This is a genomic window from Stenotrophomonas sp. SAM-B (assembly GCF_013387485.1).
Taxonomy (GTDB): domain Bacteria; phylum Pseudomonadota; class Gammaproteobacteria; order Xanthomonadales; family Xanthomonadaceae; genus Stenotrophomonas; species Stenotrophomonas maltophilia_AA.
In genome coordinates this window covers 251,515-269,727 of sequence record NZ_JABBXB010000005.1, presented here as the reverse complement: position 1 = coordinate 269,727, position 18,213 = coordinate 251,515, and the positions used below count along the sequence as shown (strand labels likewise).

Sequence of the window (18,213 nt, the reverse complement as noted above, 5' to 3'; positions counted from 1 at the left end):
GAGCAACGTCCCATGCCGTCGTACGACATCATCACGCTTACCACCGCCCGGTTGACCCTGCGTCCGCAGGTCATGGACGATTTCCCGGCCTATGCGGCCTTCCTGGCCTCACCCCGCGCGGTCGGCGTGGGTGGGCCGATGGACGAACGTTCGGCCTGGGGCCTGTTCTGCCATGACCTGGCGCAGTGGCCGCTGCTGGGGCATGGCGCGTTGATGATCGATCTCAACGCGACCGGTGCATGCATCGGGCAGGTGGGGATCAATCATGGGCCGCTATTCCCGGAGAGGGAACTGGGCTGGTTGCTCTACGCCGGCCATGAAGGCCAGGGATACGCCACTGAGGCCGCTGCAGCGCTGCGTGATTGGGGGTTCTCCGCGTTGGCGTTGTCCACCCTGGTCAGCTACATGACACCGACCAACGCCGCATCGGCCCAGGTCGCGCGACGTCTTGGCGGCGTGTTGGATGCGACGGCGCCCCGGATGGACACCACGGATCGGGTCTACCGCTACCGGCCCCACGCACAACGCTGATCAGCCGCGTGCGGCGCATCGAGGAAGGCGTGCCGCTGGACGAAGCACAGTTCCATGCCTGGGTACAGCAGGCCAGCCGGCTGCCCGGCGAACGGATGTGAGGGGAAGGCTGCCCTAGAGTTTCAGGTTCAATGACACGTAGGCCGCGCGCCCCGGTGCTGGCGAGAACATCGGCTGGTCATCGCCGCCCCAGAAGAAGGTGTCGTACCACGCATAGGCATAGTCGCGGCCGGTCAGGTTCTTGACCTGCACATCGACACTCAGCCGCTCGGACAGCTGGTACGACGCGCTGGCATCGAGCACCGCGAAGGCGCCGAATTTTCCCCGCGTGTTGCGCTCTTCAATGTAGTAGTCGCCCTGCATCCGGCCCTGCAGCCCGAAGCTCCAGCGTTCGTTGCTGCGGTAGTCGAGCCCGAGGTTGCTGATGTAGCGCGGCGTGGCGATGACCTCGTTGCCGGCGAGGGCGGTGCCGTCGGTGGTGAACGCGCGGACCACCTTGGCCTGCTGGATCGCGTGCGAGGCCCACAGCGTCCAGTGATCGCCCAGCCGCGAGCTGAACTGCAGATCGACGCCTTCGCGACGGGTCTGGCCGAGGCCGACCGAGGTGCCGGTGGCCGGCATGTTGGCGACTTCGTCGGTCGCATCCTGGCGCCACACCGCGATGCGCGCGTCGGTGCCGACGGCCGGAGTGAACTTGATACCCACCTCCTTGCCGGTATTGATCGAGGGCCGGAACGTGTCTTGGCCGGCAGTGAGGTAGGCCGGTGCGGTGGAACCGGTCAGCACCTGGAACGTCCTGCCCCAGTTGGCATAGACGTTGAGCGCGGGGGTGATCGCATAGACCACGCTCAGCTTGGGCTGTTCGATGGTGCCGTAGCGCTGCAGCGGGGCGGTGATGCCACCGGGCAGGCGGGTCCTGCCGGAAAAGCGGTCGACGCGGTAGGCCGGCACGATCTTCAACGCAGGCGTGGGCTGGTACACGGCCTGTACGTACGCACCGAAGTTGTCCAGCGTGTAGCGGTCATCGTTCTGGATCCGCGCCGGGGTCGAGAAATCGGTGGGAACGGAATGGGCATAGCGCAGGCGACGGTAGCTGTTGTCCTGGTGCTCGGCATTCAGACCGCCCTCGACCGTCAGCGCAGGCGTGGCTGCCCAGGTCAGCGTGCTGAGCAGGCCGGTCTGTGTCTCATCCCACTGGCGGCGCTGGCGCGGTGCGTTGCCGGGCACGAAACTGGTGAAGGTCACCTGCCGGTCGTCCTCGTAGCGGTTGTAGTACAGCTTGTTGCTGACGTGCACCGTATCGCTGAGTTGCAGATCCAGATGGGTGCTGAGATGGCGCATGTCGCGGTCATCGACGTCGTTGGCATTCTTGAGTGCGGATCCTCGGCGGTCCGTGGCCAACTCATCGGCAGTCATGAAACCGGGTTCGTCCGCCTCGTGGTGGTACACGCGCGCGATCAGGCCGAGGTTGAACAGGTCACCGTCGCCGCTGTAGAACCACTTGCCGCCCAGCGAGTACTTCTTCGAACGGTCGTGGTCGCGGTAGCCGTCGGAGGCCTGCGAGGCCAGGAAGTAGTTCTGCGCGACACCGTTGGCTTCGCGTCCGATCGCGACCTGCGCTTCGCGGGTGTTGTAGCTGCCATACGTGAGCCGCGCATCGGTGTAGGTACCGCCCTGGCGGGTGCCGAGATTGATGTTGCCGCCGATGTTGTGCAGGCCGTAGCGCGGGTCGTTGGTGCCGCGCACGACCTCGATGTAGTCGATGTCCAGCGGAAACACCATGTCGATGAAGCGCTGGTTGCCGCTGTTGACGTTGCTGGGAATGCCGTCGATCAGGATCTTGATGCCGTTGAGGTAGCCCTCGCCATTGAACGCGCGGAAGGTGGCCTTGCCGGACTCCGCGCCCTGGCGGGTTTCGGTCAATTGCATGCCCGGCATCTGACCGACCAGCTCCCAGCTGTTGGAGACGTTCTTCTCATGCACCTGGTCGCCGCCCATCACATCCACCGAGGTCAGCACGCGGTTCGCGGCGAGGGGACGGCGGGAGCCTTCCCGCACGTGCACGCTGCCCAGCGTGATTGCCGCATCGCTGGACTGCGCGCGCGCTTCGCCGGCGCAGAGGGTCGCCAGCACGGCGGACACCATTGCCTTGGTTCTCATCTAGTTGTGCCTTTCAGTAGCCGTGAGGACAGGGGTAGGGCAAGCGGACAGAGTTCGCTCGCTGAGGGGACGGGGTGCCAACAAAGAAATGATATAACATTGCATTAATGTTTGCTTCCCCTGAGTTCTGCCAGGCGCCGCATGCTTGATGGGCCCTTCGATCAGGTCTATAAGGCGCACGAAGGGCGCTGCCGACCGGGCCGCCCATGGCGATCGGTGGTGACCTCATGACCCAGCCCAAAGCCCGTACGACCCCGCGCGCTGCCGTAGCCAGCGAGCCGTCCGCCTCGCAGCAGATCGATGCGCGCATCCAGTCGCTGGATGATTGGCGGGGCGAGACCCTGGCGCGCATCCGCAGCCTGATCCACCAGGTCGATCCGGCGGTGGTGGAAACCTGGAAGTGGCGAGGCGTGCCCGTGTGGGAGCATGACGGCATCCTGTGCACCGGCGAGACCTACAAGGCGGCCGTGAAGCTGACCTTCGCCAAGGGCGCGGCGCTGCCCGATCCGAAGGGGCTGTTCAATGCGAGCCTGGAGGGCAACACCCGCCGCGCCATCGATCTGCACGAGGGCGAAACGATCAGCGCCACCGCGTTCAAGGCATTGATCCGCGCCGCGATCGCGCGCAACCGGGCAGCGAAGCTCCCCGCCGCTGCAGCGCGTGCGAAGGCGAGCCAGCGCTTTGCCTGAATCATCACGACCTCCTGCACTGGAACACGCCGCGCGATTCGGCAACGATGAAGGGCTGGGCGAGGCGGCAGCGATGCGGCCGGCCCATTCCCCCCCCAACGTTTCCAGGATGTGCCTGTGCTGAGTGTGATCGGCTGTTTGCTTGCGTTGTATCTGGTATGGCGGCTGATCTGGCCGTTGCGGTTGCCGCGTCCGGTCCGGCTCGTGCTGGGGCTGCTGGTGGTGGCGCTGGCGCTGCACCACCGGATCGTGGCGCAGTTCGCCGGGACCATGGCCTCGCCCGAGATTCCCAAAGCGTTGATCGCGGTGCTCGCGACCGGGTTCACCACGCTGCTGATCAGTGCGGTGTTCGTGCTTGTGCTGGATGCGCTGCTGCTGATCGCGCGACTGGTGCGGGCGCGGCGCGTGCTGCCGATCCTGCGTGCGCCGTGGCTGCGCCCTGCGGCGGGCACACTGGCGTTGCTGCTCTCCGCCTACGGTATCTGGCAGGGCATGGCGGTCCCCAAGCCGCGCCAGATCGAGGTGGCCATCGACGGGCTGCCGGCCGCGTTCGATGGCTATCGCGTGCTTCAGCTCACCGACATCCACGCCAGCCGCCTGCTCACCGGTGGCTGGGTCGAGAAGGTGGTGGCCGAGAGCAACGCCCTGCATCCTGACCTGGTGGTGATCACCGGTGATCTGATCGACGGCACTGTCAGCGCCCGCGCCAACGACTTCGCGCCTCTGGCCAGACTGCAGGCACCCGATGGTGTCATCGCGATCACCGGCAATCACGAGTACTACGCTCAGTACGCCGAGTGGATGCAGGCGTTCCGGGGGCAGGGCATGCAGGTGCTGGAGAACAGCCACACCGAGGTTCGCCGCGAAGGCGCCGTGCTGACCATCGCCGGCGTCACCGATCCGGTGGCCGCGCGTTACGGCCTGCCCATGCCGGACCTCGCCACCGCGCTGGCCGGGGCAGACCCGCAGGCGCCGGTGATCCTGCTCGACCATCGCCCGGTGGAGGCACGCGCCAATGCCGCGAAGGGTGTGGCGCTGCAGCTTTCCGGCCACACCCATGGCGGCCACATCGTCGGCATGGACCAGCTGGTCAAGCGCGCCAACGGCGGCTTTGTATCCGGCCGCTACGAGGTGGATGGCATGACGTTGTATGTCAGCAACGGTGCCGGGCTGTGGCCGGGCTTCGCGGCACGTATCGGCGTGCCGTCGGAGATCACCCTGATCACGCTGCGCCAAGGCGCGGCCAGCCGCACCGCGGCTGAACGCGCCGGCTTGGCAAGCCCGCAGGGAATTGCGACGCTTGCGCGCTGATAGGGCGGAAGAAGGCGGATGAAAGCAATGCGCAACGTGCTGGGAACGATGATGGTGCTGGCCACCGCCGGTGGCTGTGCGCTGCACGGCGATGCGCTGCGCAGCACGCCTGCGGCGGCGGTGCCGGCGGCAGGCGTGGTCCTGCCCGACACCGAGAGCTGGAGCGTGCATGATCCGGCCGGGCGCGACTATCCGATCTGGGTGGCGCTGCCGGCCAGCTACGCGCAGCACCCGGAGCGGCGCTACCCGGTGCTGTTCGTCACCGACGCGCTGTACAGCTTTCCGCTGGTGCGCAGCGTGCGCAACCTGGTGGGGCAGGGCGGCGCCAACCTGGAAGATTTCATCCTGGTCGGGCTGCCGCCGCAGCAGGGGCTGACCTCCAAGCAGAGCCGCTCGCGCGACTACACGCCCACCCAGCCGCAACGCAGTGCCGACGATGACTACAGCGACGACGTGGTCTACGGCGGTGCCGCGCACTACCGCGATTTCCTGGCCACGCACGTGTTGCCCGCGGTGGACGCGCGCTACCGTACCGATCCGGCGCGGCGCAGTTTCGCCGGGCATTCCTACGGGGGGCTGTTCGGCACCTATGTGCTGCTCACACGCCCGCAGATGTTCCAGACCTACATCCTGTCCAGCCCCTCGCTGTGGTTCGACGGGCACTATATCGACCGCCTTGAACAGGACTACGCGCAGCAGCACCGCGCACTGCCGGCACGGGTACTGCTGGCGATCGGCAGTGAAGAGACGCCCACGCCCGATGCCGTAGACGGCCCGCGCAACGACATGGTGCGCGATACGCAGGCATTCGCCGATCGCCTGCGCCAGCGCGGCTACCAGGGGCTGCAGGTGGACAATCGCGTGGTGCCGGCCGAAGACCACCTCACCGTGTACCCCAGCACGCTCACCCGCGCGCTGCTGCAGGTTTACCCGGGCACCGGACCGTACAACGGGGGCTGAGCATGCAGACGGTGCGCACCGTGCCGTTGTTTGACGCCCGCTTCGGCGAGCGCGCAGCGGGCGACCTGGCGACGCAGGTCGCGCGGCTCGCGGATCACCAGCGCTGCGCCCACCCGATCAGGCCAGGGCAGTGTCCTGCAGCGCTATCGCGGTGGCCAGTTCCGGTGCCAGCGCGTGTGCCACGGCCATGCGCAGCATCGCCGGGCTGAGGTGGCGGCGGTGCACCCGGTTGATCGCCACCATGTAGAGGCGGCCGAACGCGTTGAGCGTGCGCACCCGGGTGCCCAGCCCAATCACCGCCGCACCATCGTCCAGCACCTGCACGCGCACGCACGAGCGGAACTGCAGGTGGCGGTCGTCGGCGCCGAGCAGGACTTCGGCGCTGCGGCCGTCGTCGTCGGTGGCCTGGGCACGCACCGGGAAGCGACCGGCGAACCGCTCGCCGGGCCCGTCAGACAGCAGCGAGGACACCGGGCAGCCCAGCGGCGAGGTGCGCAGCCGCAAGGGGGTCACCAGCACGTTGCGCAGGGCCATCAGCCGGCCCACGCCCGGCGGTGGGTTGCGGACGAATCCCTCCAGCACCGCTTCCAGCAGCGCACGCGCCGAGTGCCCGCCGATGCTGTGGGCGGGCAGGGTGACATAGGTGTAATCCTGATGGTCGAAGCCCTGCGGCAACGCCTGCTGCAGCAGGGAATCGGCGGGCGCTGCGGGTTGCATGCCCAGCGTGCCGCATGCCGCGCGCTGCCCGATGTAGCCATGGGCAGGGCGCAACCGCACCAAGCCGCTGCGCACCCGGCCGACCAGGTCGCGGCTGCCGGCGCACCAGCGGGCCAGCACCGAAGCGGCCGGCGCGCGCAGCGACAGCGTCAGCCGCGGAAGCTGGTCCAGGTCGGTCTGGTCAAGCAGCTGCTGCAACGCCGGCGGCAGGGTCTCGGTCAATGAGGGGATGTCAGCGGCGCCTGCATCGATGCGTGCACGTTGCGCATCGCTCAATGCGCCACTGCGCTCATCGGCATGGCAGGACAGCGCGAACAGCGCCGCGTGCCGGGGATGGCGGGACACGAACTGGTGCCAGGTACCGCTGCCGAAGCGCACGGTGAACAGGCAGTCCGGCGGCACGTCGATGCAGCGCAGGGCGCGCACGAAGGCGGCCGGGTCCTGCTGCAGTTGTGCGTCGGACGCGGTGGAAAAACGCAGCTGTGCGCCGCCGCTGCCGGCAATGGCGGTGAACATGCGCGGGCCGGCATGGCGATGGAACGGATGGCCGGTGCGGCCTACCGAGAACGAATACAGCGACGACGCATCGCCGTGCGCCAAGTGCATGCCCCCCAGCCGCGCGGAGGGTTCGTCCAGTGCATCAACGAAGCGCGGATGCTGCGACTGGCGCAGGCCCGCGTCGCGCAGCAGCGCATCGCCGGCGCCGATCCCGAGCTGGGCGATCAACGCCACCTCGACCGGGCTGCCGTCGCCGCAGGAGGGCAGGCTGATGCTGGGAAACGAACGACTCACGTGTGCGATGTCCTGCATGCCGATCTCCTTGTCGTTGGGTCGCTCAGCTCACGCGGTGGGTTTGCGGCGGGCACGGGCACGGCTTTCACGCTGCAGCGGGCCGCCCACCGGACAGACCTCGGCGGCCCACGCGAACAGGGTATTGGCCAGCGTGTCGGGCACCTGCCGGAAGTACACGAACTGGCCACGCTTCTCGCGCTTGATGAGCCCGGCGTCTTCCAGGATGCGCAGGTGGCTGGACAGCGCCGGCTTGCTGAAATCGAAGCGCTCGCCCAGCTCGCCCGCGCTCAACTCGCCGCCATTGAGGTAGGCCAGGATCTGACGGCGTGCGGTGGAGGCGAGGGCTTCGAAGATGCGGTCCACGGGCGGTAATTAACTAATTCGTTAACTGATGGTGTTCCGTCGGCGGGCGGCTGTCAAGCGCCTGCGCGGTCGGGACGACGCTCCGGCACGGCGTGAAGGCCAGGACAGCGGCCCTCCACGGCACGGTCACTGCCATCGGCCGACGCTGGCAGCCTGTCCCCAACCCGGATCCGCCATGACCACGCTGACCCTGCCCGAACTGGCCAAGAAGATGGCCAACATCGACTTCACCATGCTGCAGACCCATGCCGACAGCGGCGAGATCGCGGCGCGGCCTATGAGCAACAACGGTGATGTGGACTACGACGGCGACAGCTGGTTCTTCACCACCGAAGACACCGACATGGTCCGCGAGATCACGCACGACCCGAAGGTGGCGCTGAGCTTCACCGGCAGCAAGTCGCTGCTGGGCAAGCCGCCGCTGTTCGTGGCGGTGCAGGGCAGGGCGACCCTGATCCGCGACAAGGCGGTGATGCAGCAGCATTGGGTGAAAGATCTGGAGCGCTGGTTCGCGCAGGGGGTGGATAGCCCTGGGCTGGTCCTGATCCAGGTGGCTGCGGCGCGCATCCATTACTGGGATGGGGAAGACCAGGGCGAAATCCTGCGCTGAAGGAGGCACGCATGGCCGCGTCGCGTATGCCGAAGATCGGGTGTGCCGGCTGGTCGATCCCCAGCCGGTACGCCACGCACTTCGGGCCCGGCGACAGCCTGTTGGCGCGCTATGCCACGCGCTTTGACGTGGTGGAGATCAACTCCTCGTTCTACCGGCCGCACCAACGCGCGACCTACGCGCGCTGGGCGGCCACCGTACCGACCAACTTTCGCTTCTCGGTAAAGCTGCCGCGGACCATCTCGCACGATTCCGGACTGGTCGGCGTGGGTCCACTGTTGGACCGCTTCCTGGACGAGGTGGGTGGACTGGGGCGTACGTTGGGCGCCCTGCTGCTGCAGTTGCCGCCATCGCTGGCACTGGATACGCGCCGCGCCGGGAGCTTTTTCCGCGCGCTGCGTCGACGCACCCCGGTGCCTGTGGTCTGCGAGCCCCGCCATGCCAGTTGGTTCAGCACGCAGGCTGATGCGCTGCTGCAGCGCCACGCGATTTCCCGGGCCGCGGTGGATCCGGCGCGCGTTGCCGCCGCCGCGCTGCCGGGCGGCGCGCAGGGCTGGCACTACTGGCGCTGGCACGGTTCGCCGCGCATGTACTACAGCGACTACCCGGATGCAGCATTGGCCTCTCTGGCGACACAGGTCATGCAGCAGCCCGGGCAGGCGCAGGCACCGTGGGTGATCTTCGACAACACCGCCCATGGCTTTGCGATCGCCAATGCCCTGCGCCTGAAGGAGATCACCACGCATGCCTGAAGGTCCTTCCATCGTCATCCTGCGGGAAGCGGCCGCCAAGTTCCGCGGCAAGACTGTGCGGCTGGCCACCGGCAACAGCTCGCTCGACCTCACCCGCATGGAAGGCCGCCGCGTGGTCGCGCTGCGCAGCTGGGGCAAGCACTTCCTGATCGAATTCCGCGGCTTCAGCCTGCGCGTGCACATGCTGATGTTCGGCAGCTACCGCATCGATGAGCGCAAGCCCTCGCCACCGCGGGTGTCGCTGCAGTTCGACAATGGCGAGCTCAACATCTATGCCTCGTCGGTGAAGTACATCGAAGGCGCGCTGGCGGACACCTACGATTGGCGCGGCGATGTGATGGATCCGGCGTGGGATCCGACACTGGCGCGACGTAAACTCAAGCAGCAGCCGGAGACGTTGATCTGCGACGCGCTGCTGGACCAGGACATCTTTGCCGGCGTGGGCAACATCATCAAGAACGAGGTGCTGTTCCGTACGCGTGTGCATCCCGAATCCACGGTCGGCGCGCTGCCACCGCGCAAGCTGGGCGAGGTCATCAAACAGGCGCGGCAGTACAGTTTCGACTTCCTGGACTGGAAACGGCAGTTCGTGCTGCGCCAGCACTGGCTGGTCCACACCAAGCGCACCTGTCCCCACTGCGGTGGCCCGCTCAGCAAGACCTACCCGGGCACGACCCGGCGGCGGACCTTCTTCTGCCCCGTCTGCCAGGTGCGCTATGGCACCGCGCCCGCCGTACGCAAGGCTCCGCCGATGCCACGCAAGGCCCCACCGACGCCACGCAAGGCGGCGCCGAGGCGTTCAGCCAGGTCTGTGCGCATGGCGTAGGATGGGGTCACACGTGCTTGCGCGCGTCCTGCGCGATCGACACCTGATCGCCCCCGCTCCTTTCTCCGAGCCCTTCATGCCGATCCCGGAATGAAGGCTCCCGTGTCCCACGGAGCGCACATGCCGGGCTATACCACCCGCATCCTCACCATTCCGGTCGGCGGCCACGACTTCCGCATCCGCGCGCTCAGCGACCTGCAGCAGTTCTCCGATCCCACCGGGCGCGCCGAGCGCGCCGGTATCCATTCTTCGCTGTGGAGCCTGTTCGGCCAGATCTGGCCGGCCGGCCGCGCGCTGGCCGACACCATGAGCCACTTCGATGTGGCCGGTAAACGCATCCTGGAACTGGGCTGCGGGCTGGGCCTGTCCAGCCTGGTGCTCGCGCATCGGGGTGCCGACGTCGTTGCGACCGATCACCATCCCCTGGCCGAATCGTTCCTCGCCTACAACGCCGGGCTCAACGACCTGCCGGCCGTCAGTTATCGCGACCTTCCCTGGGAAGTCCCCGATGGCTCACTCGGCCGCTTCGACCTGATCATCGGCAGTGACATCCTCTACGAGCGGGGGCATGCCCATCAGGTCGCGGCAATGATGCTGCGGCATGCCAAACCCGTGGCCGAGCTGCTGATCACCGACCCCGGCCGCGGCAACGTCGGGTCGTTCTCGCGTGGCATGGCCCTGCAGGGCTTCGACGTGACCGAAGAACTTGGGCTGTTCGAGGACGAGGGCAATGCGCCGGGCAATGGCCGGTTGCTGAGCTATCGGCGAGGTGCGGTCCGACCCGTGGCCGCGGCCTGAGCGCGGGCGGGGCGCGTTGCGACAACGCCGCGCTCCCGTGACGCGGCGTGCAGATCGGCTGTCGTAGGCTGTCGCCGTCCAGATGCGGCCGAGGCGGCCGGGAGTAGCCCGATGCGATTTCTTCCGCTGTCGATCCGCGACGGCCTGCGCGCCCACAGGAAGCACGCTTGAGCCCGGCGCCCACCGCGCCCGGTACGCGCCCACGTACGCGCTCGATGATCATTGCCGGCCTGTCGACGGTGGTGGAGTGGTACGACTTCACGCTCTACCTGTACCTGGCCACGGTGCTGTCCCGCGTGTTTTTCGGCGGAGGCGAGAATGCACTGCTGGCCACGCTCGCCGGCTTCGCGGTGTCGTACCTGATGCGTCCGTTGGGGGCGCTGGTGTTCGGCCACCTCGGCGACCGCTTTGGTCGACGCTACATGCTGCTGGCCTCGATGCTGCTGATGACCGTGGCGATGCTCGCCACTGCCCTGCTGCCCACCTTCGAGAGCATCGGTGCCGCTGCCGGTGTGCTGTTGCTGCTGCTGCGCTGTCTGATGGCGTTCTCGGTGGGCGGCGAGTACACGGGCGTGGTCGCATATCTGCTGGAAACCGCGCCGGTGCGCCGTCGCGGGCTGGTGACCTCGCTGGCCTCGGCCGCGAGCGAAGTAGGGGCATTGCTCGCGGTCGCGCTGTCGGCGCTGACCGTCGCGCTGCTCAGCACGGCGCAGCTGGATGGCTGGGGCTGGCGCATTCCGTTCTTCGTCGGTGCGGCACTGGCCGGTGCGATCCTGCTGGCACGCTCGACCATGCATGAGTCGCCCGAGTTCGAGCGCCAGCAGGCCGAAGGTACCGTGCCGGTGTCACCGATCCGCGATACCTGGCGCCACCACAAGGCCGCCATTGCACGCACGTTCGCGATCTCCGCGTTGGGCTCGATCACCTATTACGTCGGCATCACCTATGTGCCCGCGTTCCTGGGCTCGGCCGGCAAGGTCGGTGAATCGGAGGCGTTGTGGTTGTCCACGGTCGCAGCGGTGGCGGTGATCGTCGTGACCCCGCTGGCGGGCGCGTTGTCGGACCGGGTCGGGCGCCGTCCGGTGTTGATTGTGTTGGCCGCGCTGTCGGCCCTGCTGCCGCTGACGATGTTCTCGCTGATGGCCGGCGGCAGTACCGTGGCGATCGGCTTGGCGGCGGTGGTGCTGGCCTGCCTCGCGGGCGGCGTGAGCGCGGTGGCGGCCCCCGCCACGGCCGAGCAGTTCCCCGGGGAAGGGCGACTCAGTGGCCTGGCGCTGGGCGTCACCATGGCGACCGCGTTCTTCGGTGGGGCAACGCCGTTGCTGGCCGAGTTGCTGGTGCGGCACACCGGGTGGTCGTCCGCGCCCGGCGCGATGATCGCGGTGGTCGCGGTGCTGGTGCTGCCGGTGATGTGGACGCTGCGCGAGACGCGGCCCCGGTAGTGCCGGCCGCGGCCCCGGCGCCACGCAGGGTGCCGAGAAGGTAGTGCCGGCCGCTGGCCGGCTCTGCACGATGTCGGGTTCTTGAGGAGCCGGCCAGCGGCCGGCACTACCTGTGTGCGGTGGGCGGAAAAAAACGGGCCGCCCGAAGGCGACCCGTGCGTTCAACACAGCGATGTCGCCAGGCCTCAGTACTTCCAGCGCAGGCTCAACGCGACGAAGCGCGGTTCGCCGTAGTTGTTGTAATCCAGGTTCGCCCAGTAGGTCTTGTCCAGCGCGTTGCGCACGCTGAGGGTGGCCGTCCAGCTGTCGCTGATGCGGTAGTTGGCATTGAACTGCACCAGCGCGTAGGCCGGCTGGTTCACCGTCACCGTGCCGCCGAGCGGATAGGGGATGTTGTAGCCCTGCACCTTGCTCTGCCACTGCACGCCCGCGCCCACGCTCAGGCGCTCCAGCGCGCCGCGCAGCCGCACCTGGGTGTTGAACTGCAGCAGATCTTCGGCCGGGTTGGCGTACAGCAGATCGGTGGCCGCGCGGGTCACCTTGACGTGGGTGAAGCCGGCATTGACCGTCCAGCCCGGCAGGATCTCGCCGTTGACGTCCACTTCCCAGCCGCGTGCCTTGGTGCCGTTGATGCCGATGTAGGCCGAGCTGCCATCGCTGAGCGAGCGCTCCGGCACGCTCGTATCGAGTACCGCGTAGTTGTCCTGCTTGGCCTCGAATACCGCCGCGTTGGCGGTCAGGCGACCGTCGAACCACTGCGACTTGATGCCTGCTTCCAGATTCGAACCTTCCACCGGCGCCAGCAGGTTTTCGTTGCGGTCCTTGAAGTTCTGCGGGTTGAAGATCTCGGTGTAGCTGGCATACGCGGCCACCTGCGGGGTGATGTCGTACACCAGGCCTACATAGGGCGTGACTTCATCGGTCACTTTGTAGGCGCCGCTCGTGCCGGTGTACGCACCGGCCGCGTTGTAGGAACGGGTCAGCGTCTCCCAGCGGCTCAGGCGCGCACCGGCGATCAGCGCCAGCGGATCGGCCAGGCGCAGGCGGGTAGCCACGTAGACGCCGCTCTGCGTGGTCTTGGCGACGCGGCGTGCGCCGGTACGCGAGTAGGTCACTTCGGAGATGTCGCCATCCCACGCGCGGATGTCCGGGATGTAGTAGCAGCGCTCGGTTCCGCACCGTGCCCAGTCGGTGGGGTAGCGCAGCGCGATGGTGTTCGTGGTGCCCTCGATATCCGCCCACTGGCCGCCCACGGTCAGGTCGTGTTCGCGGCCGAACAGGGTGAAGGTGCCACTCAGATAGGCATCGACGTTGCGACGGGTGTCTTCCGAATCGCCGGCGGCGGTGCGCAGGAAAATGCCCGCGCCGGTGGCCGGATCGGGGTAGCCGCTGCCGTACACGCGCACGTTCTGCACGTTGCCCTGGGTGTAGGCGGTGTTGATCTTCAGCAGCCAGTCCTCGCCGAAGCGCTGTTCCAGGTTCGCGAACGCGGTGCTGGTCTCGCGCTGCCAGTAGCTCCACTTCGGGGCGACGTTGGTCGAGCGCGGCAGGTGCGCGAAGTTGCCCTGGCTGTCGAAGAAGGGCACGGTGCCCCAGGTCGAACCGACCGGATTGTTGTCCTGGGTCTGGTAGCCCACGGTCAGCGTGGTGCTGTCGGTCAGGTCACCTTCCAGCACGGCCATGCCGGCCATCTTGTTCTCGTGGTAACGGTCGTAATACAGATCACGGTCGGTGTAGGCGGCGACGACGCGGCTGCGGAACCGGCCATCGGCGGTCAGCGGCGCGGTGACGTCGGCTTCCATGCGCTGGTAGTCCCAGCTGCCGGCGCTCACTGCAAAGGAGGCATCGAATTCCTTGCCCGGTCGCTTGCGCAGCAGGTTGACCGTGGCCGACGGCACGCCGGCCCCGCTCAGCAGGCCGTTGGCGCCGCGGATCACTTCAACGCGATCGTAGAAGGCGGTGTCGTATTCCTGGTTGGTCGAGCCGCTGTAGGTGGGGATGCCGTCCACCTGGAAATCGGTGATGGCAAAACCGCGCGCGTAGTACAGCGGGCGCTGGGTGTCGTAGAAGGAGACGCTGACGCCGGTGACGTTGCGCATCACGTCGTTGATGCTGAACAACGATTCGTCCTGCAGCCGCTGCAGGCCGATCGAGGTCGCCGATTGCGGGGTTTCCTGCAGGCTGATCGGCAGACGCGTGGTGCTCGAGGGCATCGCGCGCGCACCGACCACGCTGACTTTGTCCAGCGTCTTGGCATCGGCACTGCCGCTGGCGTCGGCCAGCGCATCGGCGAAGGCCTGCGGAGCGGTCAGCGACAGGGCGGAAAGCAGGGCCAGGGCCAGTGGGGCACGGCGGGAGCGGAGCGGGTGGGCGCGGAGGGACATGGGGGTCTCTGGACGGGCAGTAAGGAATGAGGGCAACAGGCAGGCAACGCCGGCGCGCAGGCGCCAGGCACAGGGCAGATCCATCCTGGGAAAGGCAGGGTGTGGGGCAGCTCCGGGGTGACGGCAGTCCGTTGAGACCGTCAACCGCCCGAAGCGACAACCCTGCGATGCGTAAATGTAAATCGTTCTCAGTCGCTTTACAATTCTTGAACAATCGTCCGCGTCGGCGTAGAGGGGCCGAGCGGCGGCGAGAGACCCAAAAACGCAACCGGCCACCGCGAGGGTGGCCGGAGGGAAACCGTGGCAAGGGCCCGCAGGCCCCGCCGGAGCAGGCTTACAGGGCCTGCAGTTCTTCGTTGGCGTTGCGCTTGGCCTCGGCCGGCTTGGCGGCCGGCGGCGGGGTCAGCATCACCGCCGGGCTGGTCGCGCCTTCCAGCGGCACGTCCAGGTAGGGCAGCTTCAGCGTCTCGCTGGTCAGGCGGCGGATCTCATTGGTCAGCGCGGGACTGTCGTTGAGCTTGCGGCCATACGACGGCACGATTTCCTTCAGGCGTGCTTCCCAGCCCGCGGCCATCTGCTCGGGGAACGCCTTCTTGAGCAGGTCGAGCATGATCGGCGGCGAGGTCGAGGCACCCGGCGAGGCGCCGAGCAGGGCGGCCAGGGTGTGGTCCTGATCGGTCACGATCTCGGTACCGAACTGCAGGATCGGGCCCTTCTCCGGGTCGTTCTTGATGATCTGCACGCGCTGGCCGGCGGTGACCAGCTTCCAGTCCTCACGCTTGGCATTCGGGTAGTACTTGACCAGCTCGGCCTGGCGGTCGTCATCGTTCAGGCGCGCCTGGCCCATCAGGTACTTCACCAGGTCCAGGTTCTCCAGACCCACGTCCATCATGCCGGCCACGTTGTTGTGGTTGACCGAGGAATACAGGTCGAACCACGAGCCATGCTTGAGGAATTTGGTGCTGTACAGCGCGAACGGCCCGAACAGCACCACCGGCTTGCCATCCAGCTTGCGCGCATCCAGATGCGGCACCGACATCGGCGGCGAGCCGGTTTCGGCCATGCCATAGGCCTTCACCGAATGACGCCCGGCGATCGCCGGCGACTGGAAGGCCAGGAACTGGCCCCCCACCGGGAAACCGGCATAGTTCTTCGATTCCGGAATGCCCGACAGCTGCAGCAGCTTGAGCGCGGCGCCACCGGCACCGATGAAGACGAAGCGCGACTTGATCGTCGATTCGGTGTCCGAGGCCAGGTCCTTGACCGTGACGTTCCAGCTCTTGTCGTCGTTCTGGCGCAGGGCGCGCACTTCATGGTTGAGGTGCAGCCTGAAATTCGGGCTGCGTTGCAGGCCGGCGGTGAGCTGGCGGGTGATCACCCCGAAGTTCACGTCGGTGCCCAGCGGCATCCAGGTCGCGGCGACCTTCTGCTTCGGGTCGCGGCCTTCCATCAGCAGCGGTGCCCACTGCTTGATCTGCGCGGCGTCCTCGGAGTACTGCATGCCGTAGAACAGCGGGTTCTTGACCAGCGCCTGCTGGCGCTTGTGCAGGTAGGCGATGTTCTCATCGCCCCAGACGAAGCTCATGTGCGGGGTCGGATTGATGAAATCGCTGGGCTGGCTCAGGCGGCCCTCGCGGACCTGGTGCGACCAGAACTGGCGCGAGATCTCGAACTGCTCGGCGATGCCGACCGCACGTTTGGTCTCGATGCTGCCGTCGGGCAGTTCCGGGGTGTAGTTCAGCTCGGCGAACGCGGAATGGCCGGTACCGGCGTTGTTCCAGCCGTCCGAACTTTCCAGTGCGACCCCGTCCAGGCGCTCATAGACCTGGATGTTCCAGTCCGGTTGCAGCTCCTGCAGGAAGGTGGCGAGCGTGATGCTCATGATGCCGCCGCCGACCAGGACGACGTCGACCGGCTTGTCGTTGCCGGCGGCCGGGACCGAGCGCTGATGCAGCGGCCAGTACAGGAACAGTGCCGCTGCCAACAGCAACACCACGAACAGGCCGAGGACGACCTTCGCTAGTTTTTTCATGGGGATCTCAGGTAGGGAGACATGGGAAGGATGCCGCCGCTGCCGGGAACGCCCGTGAAGACGGGCGTCACAGCGGTACCTTGGAGGCGATTTTAGCCCTTTCCGGTACGGATTTGGTGCAACGCAGCATCCGGTCGGTGTGCCGCGCCCGGTCAGTCGCTGGCCAAAGTGAAGTATTCAAGAAGGAAATAGCTGGCTTGATAGATCAGCGCTATCAGGGCCAGGGCCAGGTGGGCGCGGCGCTGGCGCAGGACGATGCCCAACCCCGCGATCGCCAGCATCACCACCGTGTGGACCCAGTAGGCATCGCCGAGCATCTGCCAGCGGCTGTGGCCCTTGATGGCGGTATCGACCAGATCGAGCAGGGTGACCAGCGCCAGCATCCCGAAGAAGCCGCCGCGCCGCTGCAGCAGGTAATTCTCATAGCTGCCGAACTCGCGCACATCGTCGGGAAACAGCAGGACGCAGAGCATGTACCACGCGGCGCAGTAGGCGATCACGAACAGATACAGCTCGAAGGTCCACTGCCGGACCTGCCCCAGGCGGAACTCCCACCACCAGAACGTCACCACCGAGATCAGCGCCCAGACCACCCAGCACAGGTGGATCCACGACCAGCCGCGGCGCTTGGGGTGTTCGATGATCCCGGCCAGGCCGCGCAGCAGGGTGGTGATGCTCAGGCCGAGGATGATGCTGAGCACCACCCGGATGTGCAGGTAGACCGGATCGCTGTCCATCGAGACCCCCACGGCTGGATGGGCCGATCCTGCACCGGGCCGAGTCGGTGGTCTGTGTAGGGCAGGGCTGGGCCGCCGCTTTTACCGCTTCCGCCGCACCAGCGTCGCCGAGGCCGCCAGTACCGCGCGGGTCAGCAGCGCCATCGTCTGCACGTCGCCCTTCCAGTGCTGCCAGTACAGCGGCACGTCTTCCCAGGCGCGCTGTTTCATGTGCACCAGCCGGCCGGCATCGAGATGGCGCTTGACCAGCGGCAGCGGGTTCATGGTCCAGCCCAGCCCACCGAGGTTGGCCTGGACGAAGGCGCGGGTGGAGGGAATCCACCAGGTCGGCGCGGTCAGCGGCAGGTCGTTGCCGGCCAGGCGGCGGGCGAAGCGGGCCTGCATGTCGTCCTTGCGGTTGAACACCAGCACCGGCGCCTGGGCCAGCGACTGCGCGTTGACGCCCTTGGCGAAGTACTGCTCGTGGAAGGCCGGGGTGCAGGTGGCCGCATAGCGGATGCTGCCCAGCGCGTGGATCTGGCAGCCCTGTACCGGCTCGTCCAGCGTGGTCACCGCGCCCAGCACGGCGCCCTGGCGGAGCAGGGCCACGGTGTGGTCCTGGTCCTCCGAGCGCAGATCCAGCGTGGTGCCGGTCTGCCGCGCGAACTGCAGGGCGGCCTCGGGGAACCAGGTTTCCAGGCTGTCATGGTTCACCGCCACCGGGATGCTGGCGTGGGGCAGGTCTTCATCGGCGATGCCCATCCGGTGCAGGGCATCGTGCTCGAGCAGGGCGGTCTGCTCGGCCAGCTGGACCAGCACCTGGCCCTCGGTGGTGGCCACCGCCGGGGACGAGCGCTTGACCAGCAGGCGACCGACCCGGTCCTCCAGCGCCTTGACCCGCTGGGAGACCGCCGAGGCGGTGACATTGAGCGACTGCGCGGCACGCTCGAAGCTGCCTTCGCGGATCACTGCGGCCAAGGCACGGAGCTGGGCATGGTCGATGCGCATGATCTTAAGTTCTGCTAAAGATGGTTAAGTAAGTTTAGCTCTACTTTTTAATGTTGCGGCGCGACAATATGCGCCATCCGGTGCTGTACGCCTTGGCGAGGCACCGCCCCCCGGCAAGACAC

General features: G+C 67.2%; 16 protein-coding genes. 9 read left to right on the top strand and 7 right to left on the bottom strand.

Features of this window, described 5'->3' with window-relative positions; translation table 11 throughout:
- Positions 1-12: 12 nt before the first annotated feature.
- A complete protein-coding gene (locus HH110_RS13295) occupies positions 13-531 on the top strand; it encodes a GNAT family N-acetyltransferase (RefSeq protein ID WP_176990098.1) in 519 nt (172 codons plus the stop codon).
- Positions 532-645: 114 nt separating this feature from the next.
- Here HH110_RS13295 and HH110_RS13285 read toward each other — a convergent pair whose 3' ends face one another.
- The gene (locus HH110_RS13285) at positions 646-2,691 is read right to left on the bottom strand and encodes a TonB-dependent receptor (RefSeq protein WP_176990097.1); all 2,046 of its coding nucleotides are present in this window, start codon (positions 2,689-2,691) and stop codon (positions 646-648) included.
- 227 nt (positions 2,692-2,918) lie between these two features.
- Here HH110_RS13285 and HH110_RS13280 point away from each other — a divergent pair, with 227 nt between their 5' ends.
- The 3 genes from HH110_RS13280 to HH110_RS13270 all read left to right on the top strand — a co-directional run bounded on the left by HH110_RS13280 (position 2,919) and on the right by HH110_RS13270 (position 5,651).
- Positions 2,919-3,380, top strand: coding sequence for a DUF1801 domain-containing protein (locus HH110_RS13280; RefSeq protein WP_176990096.1), 462 nt, complete (start codon positions 2,919-2,921; stop codon positions 3,378-3,380).
- Between the two features lie 117 nt (positions 3,381-3,497).
- A complete protein-coding gene (locus tag HH110_RS13275; RefSeq protein ID WP_342589243.1) occupies positions 3,498-4,691 on the top strand; it encodes a metallophosphoesterase in 1,194 nt (397 codons plus the stop codon).
- 51 nt (positions 4,692-4,742) lie between these two features.
- Positions 4,743-5,651: an alpha/beta hydrolase-fold protein gene (locus HH110_RS13270; RefSeq protein WP_342589244.1), complete on the top strand. Its 909-nt coding sequence runs from the start codon at positions 4,743-4,745 to the stop codon at positions 5,649-5,651.
- 117 nt (positions 5,652-5,768) lie between these two features.
- Here the strand turns inward: HH110_RS13270 and HH110_RS13265 are convergent, their stop codons facing one another.
- Both HH110_RS13265 and HH110_RS13260 read right to left on the bottom strand, forming a co-directional pair.
- On the bottom strand, positions 5,769-7,160 hold the full coding sequence (locus tag HH110_RS13265) for a DUF2867 domain-containing protein (protein ID WP_342589242.1): 1,392 nt from the start codon (positions 7,158-7,160) through the stop codon (positions 5,769-5,771).
- 48 nt (positions 7,161-7,208) lie between these two features.
- Positions 7,209-7,523: a metalloregulator ArsR/SmtB family transcription factor gene (locus tag HH110_RS13260; RefSeq protein WP_176990093.1), complete on the bottom strand. Its 315-nt coding sequence runs from the start codon at positions 7,521-7,523 to the stop codon at positions 7,209-7,211.
- 175 nt (positions 7,524-7,698) lie between these two features.
- Between HH110_RS13260 and HH110_RS13255 the strand changes: the two genes are divergently transcribed.
- The 5 genes from HH110_RS13255 (at position 7,699) to HH110_RS13235 (ending at position 11,951) form a co-directional block, all read left to right on the top strand.
- Entirely contained in the window at positions 7,699-8,133 is a 435-nt protein-coding gene (locus HH110_RS13255) for a pyridoxamine 5'-phosphate oxidase family protein (protein WP_176990092.1), read from the top strand.
- 11 nt (positions 8,134-8,144) lie between these two features.
- Positions 8,145-8,885 (top strand): DUF72 domain-containing protein, encoded by a 741-nt coding sequence (locus tag HH110_RS13250; RefSeq protein WP_176990091.1) that lies wholly within the window; start codon positions 8,145-8,147, stop codon positions 8,883-8,885.
- Entirely contained in the window at positions 8,878-9,711 is an 834-nt protein-coding gene (locus tag HH110_RS13245) for a DNA-formamidopyrimidine glycosylase family protein (protein WP_176990090.1), read from the top strand. Before HH110_RS13250 ends, HH110_RS13245 begins: the two co-directional genes overlap by 8 nt.
- A 120-nt stretch (positions 9,712-9,831) precedes the next feature.
- Complete coding sequence (locus HH110_RS13240; RefSeq protein WP_176990089.1) at positions 9,832-10,509, top strand: methyltransferase; 678 nt, start codon at positions 9,832-9,834, stop codon at positions 10,507-10,509.
- A 215-nt stretch (positions 10,510-10,724) separates the two neighbouring features.
- The gene (locus HH110_RS13235) at positions 10,725-11,951 is read left to right on the top strand and encodes an MFS transporter (protein ID WP_176990143.1); all 1,227 of its coding nucleotides are present in this window, start codon (positions 10,725-10,727) and stop codon (positions 11,949-11,951) included.
- Positions 11,952-12,136: 185 nt separating this feature from the next.
- Here HH110_RS13235 and HH110_RS13230 read toward each other — a convergent pair whose 3' ends face one another.
- The 4 genes from HH110_RS13230 to HH110_RS13215 form a co-directional block, all read right to left on the bottom strand.
- Entirely contained in the window at positions 12,137-14,335 is a 2,199-nt protein-coding gene (locus tag HH110_RS13230; protein ID WP_176990088.1) for a TonB-dependent siderophore receptor, read from the bottom strand.
- Positions 14,336-14,669: 334 nt separating this feature from the next.
- The gene (gene mqo, locus HH110_RS13225; RefSeq protein WP_176990087.1) at positions 14,670-16,367 is read right to left on the bottom strand and encodes a malate dehydrogenase (quinone); all 1,698 of its coding nucleotides are present in this window, start codon (positions 16,365-16,367) and stop codon (positions 14,670-14,672) included.
- Positions 16,368-16,519: 152 nt separating this feature from the next.
- Positions 16,520-17,104, bottom strand: coding sequence for a hypothetical protein (locus tag HH110_RS13220; RefSeq protein WP_176990086.1), 585 nt, complete (start codon positions 17,102-17,104; stop codon positions 16,520-16,522).
- An 81-nt stretch (positions 17,105-17,185) separates the two neighbouring features.
- Positions 17,186-18,091, bottom strand: coding sequence for a LysR family transcriptional regulator ArgP (locus tag HH110_RS13215; RefSeq protein WP_176990085.1), 906 nt, complete (start codon positions 18,089-18,091; stop codon positions 17,186-17,188).
- Positions 18,092-18,213: the final 122 nt, after the last annotated feature.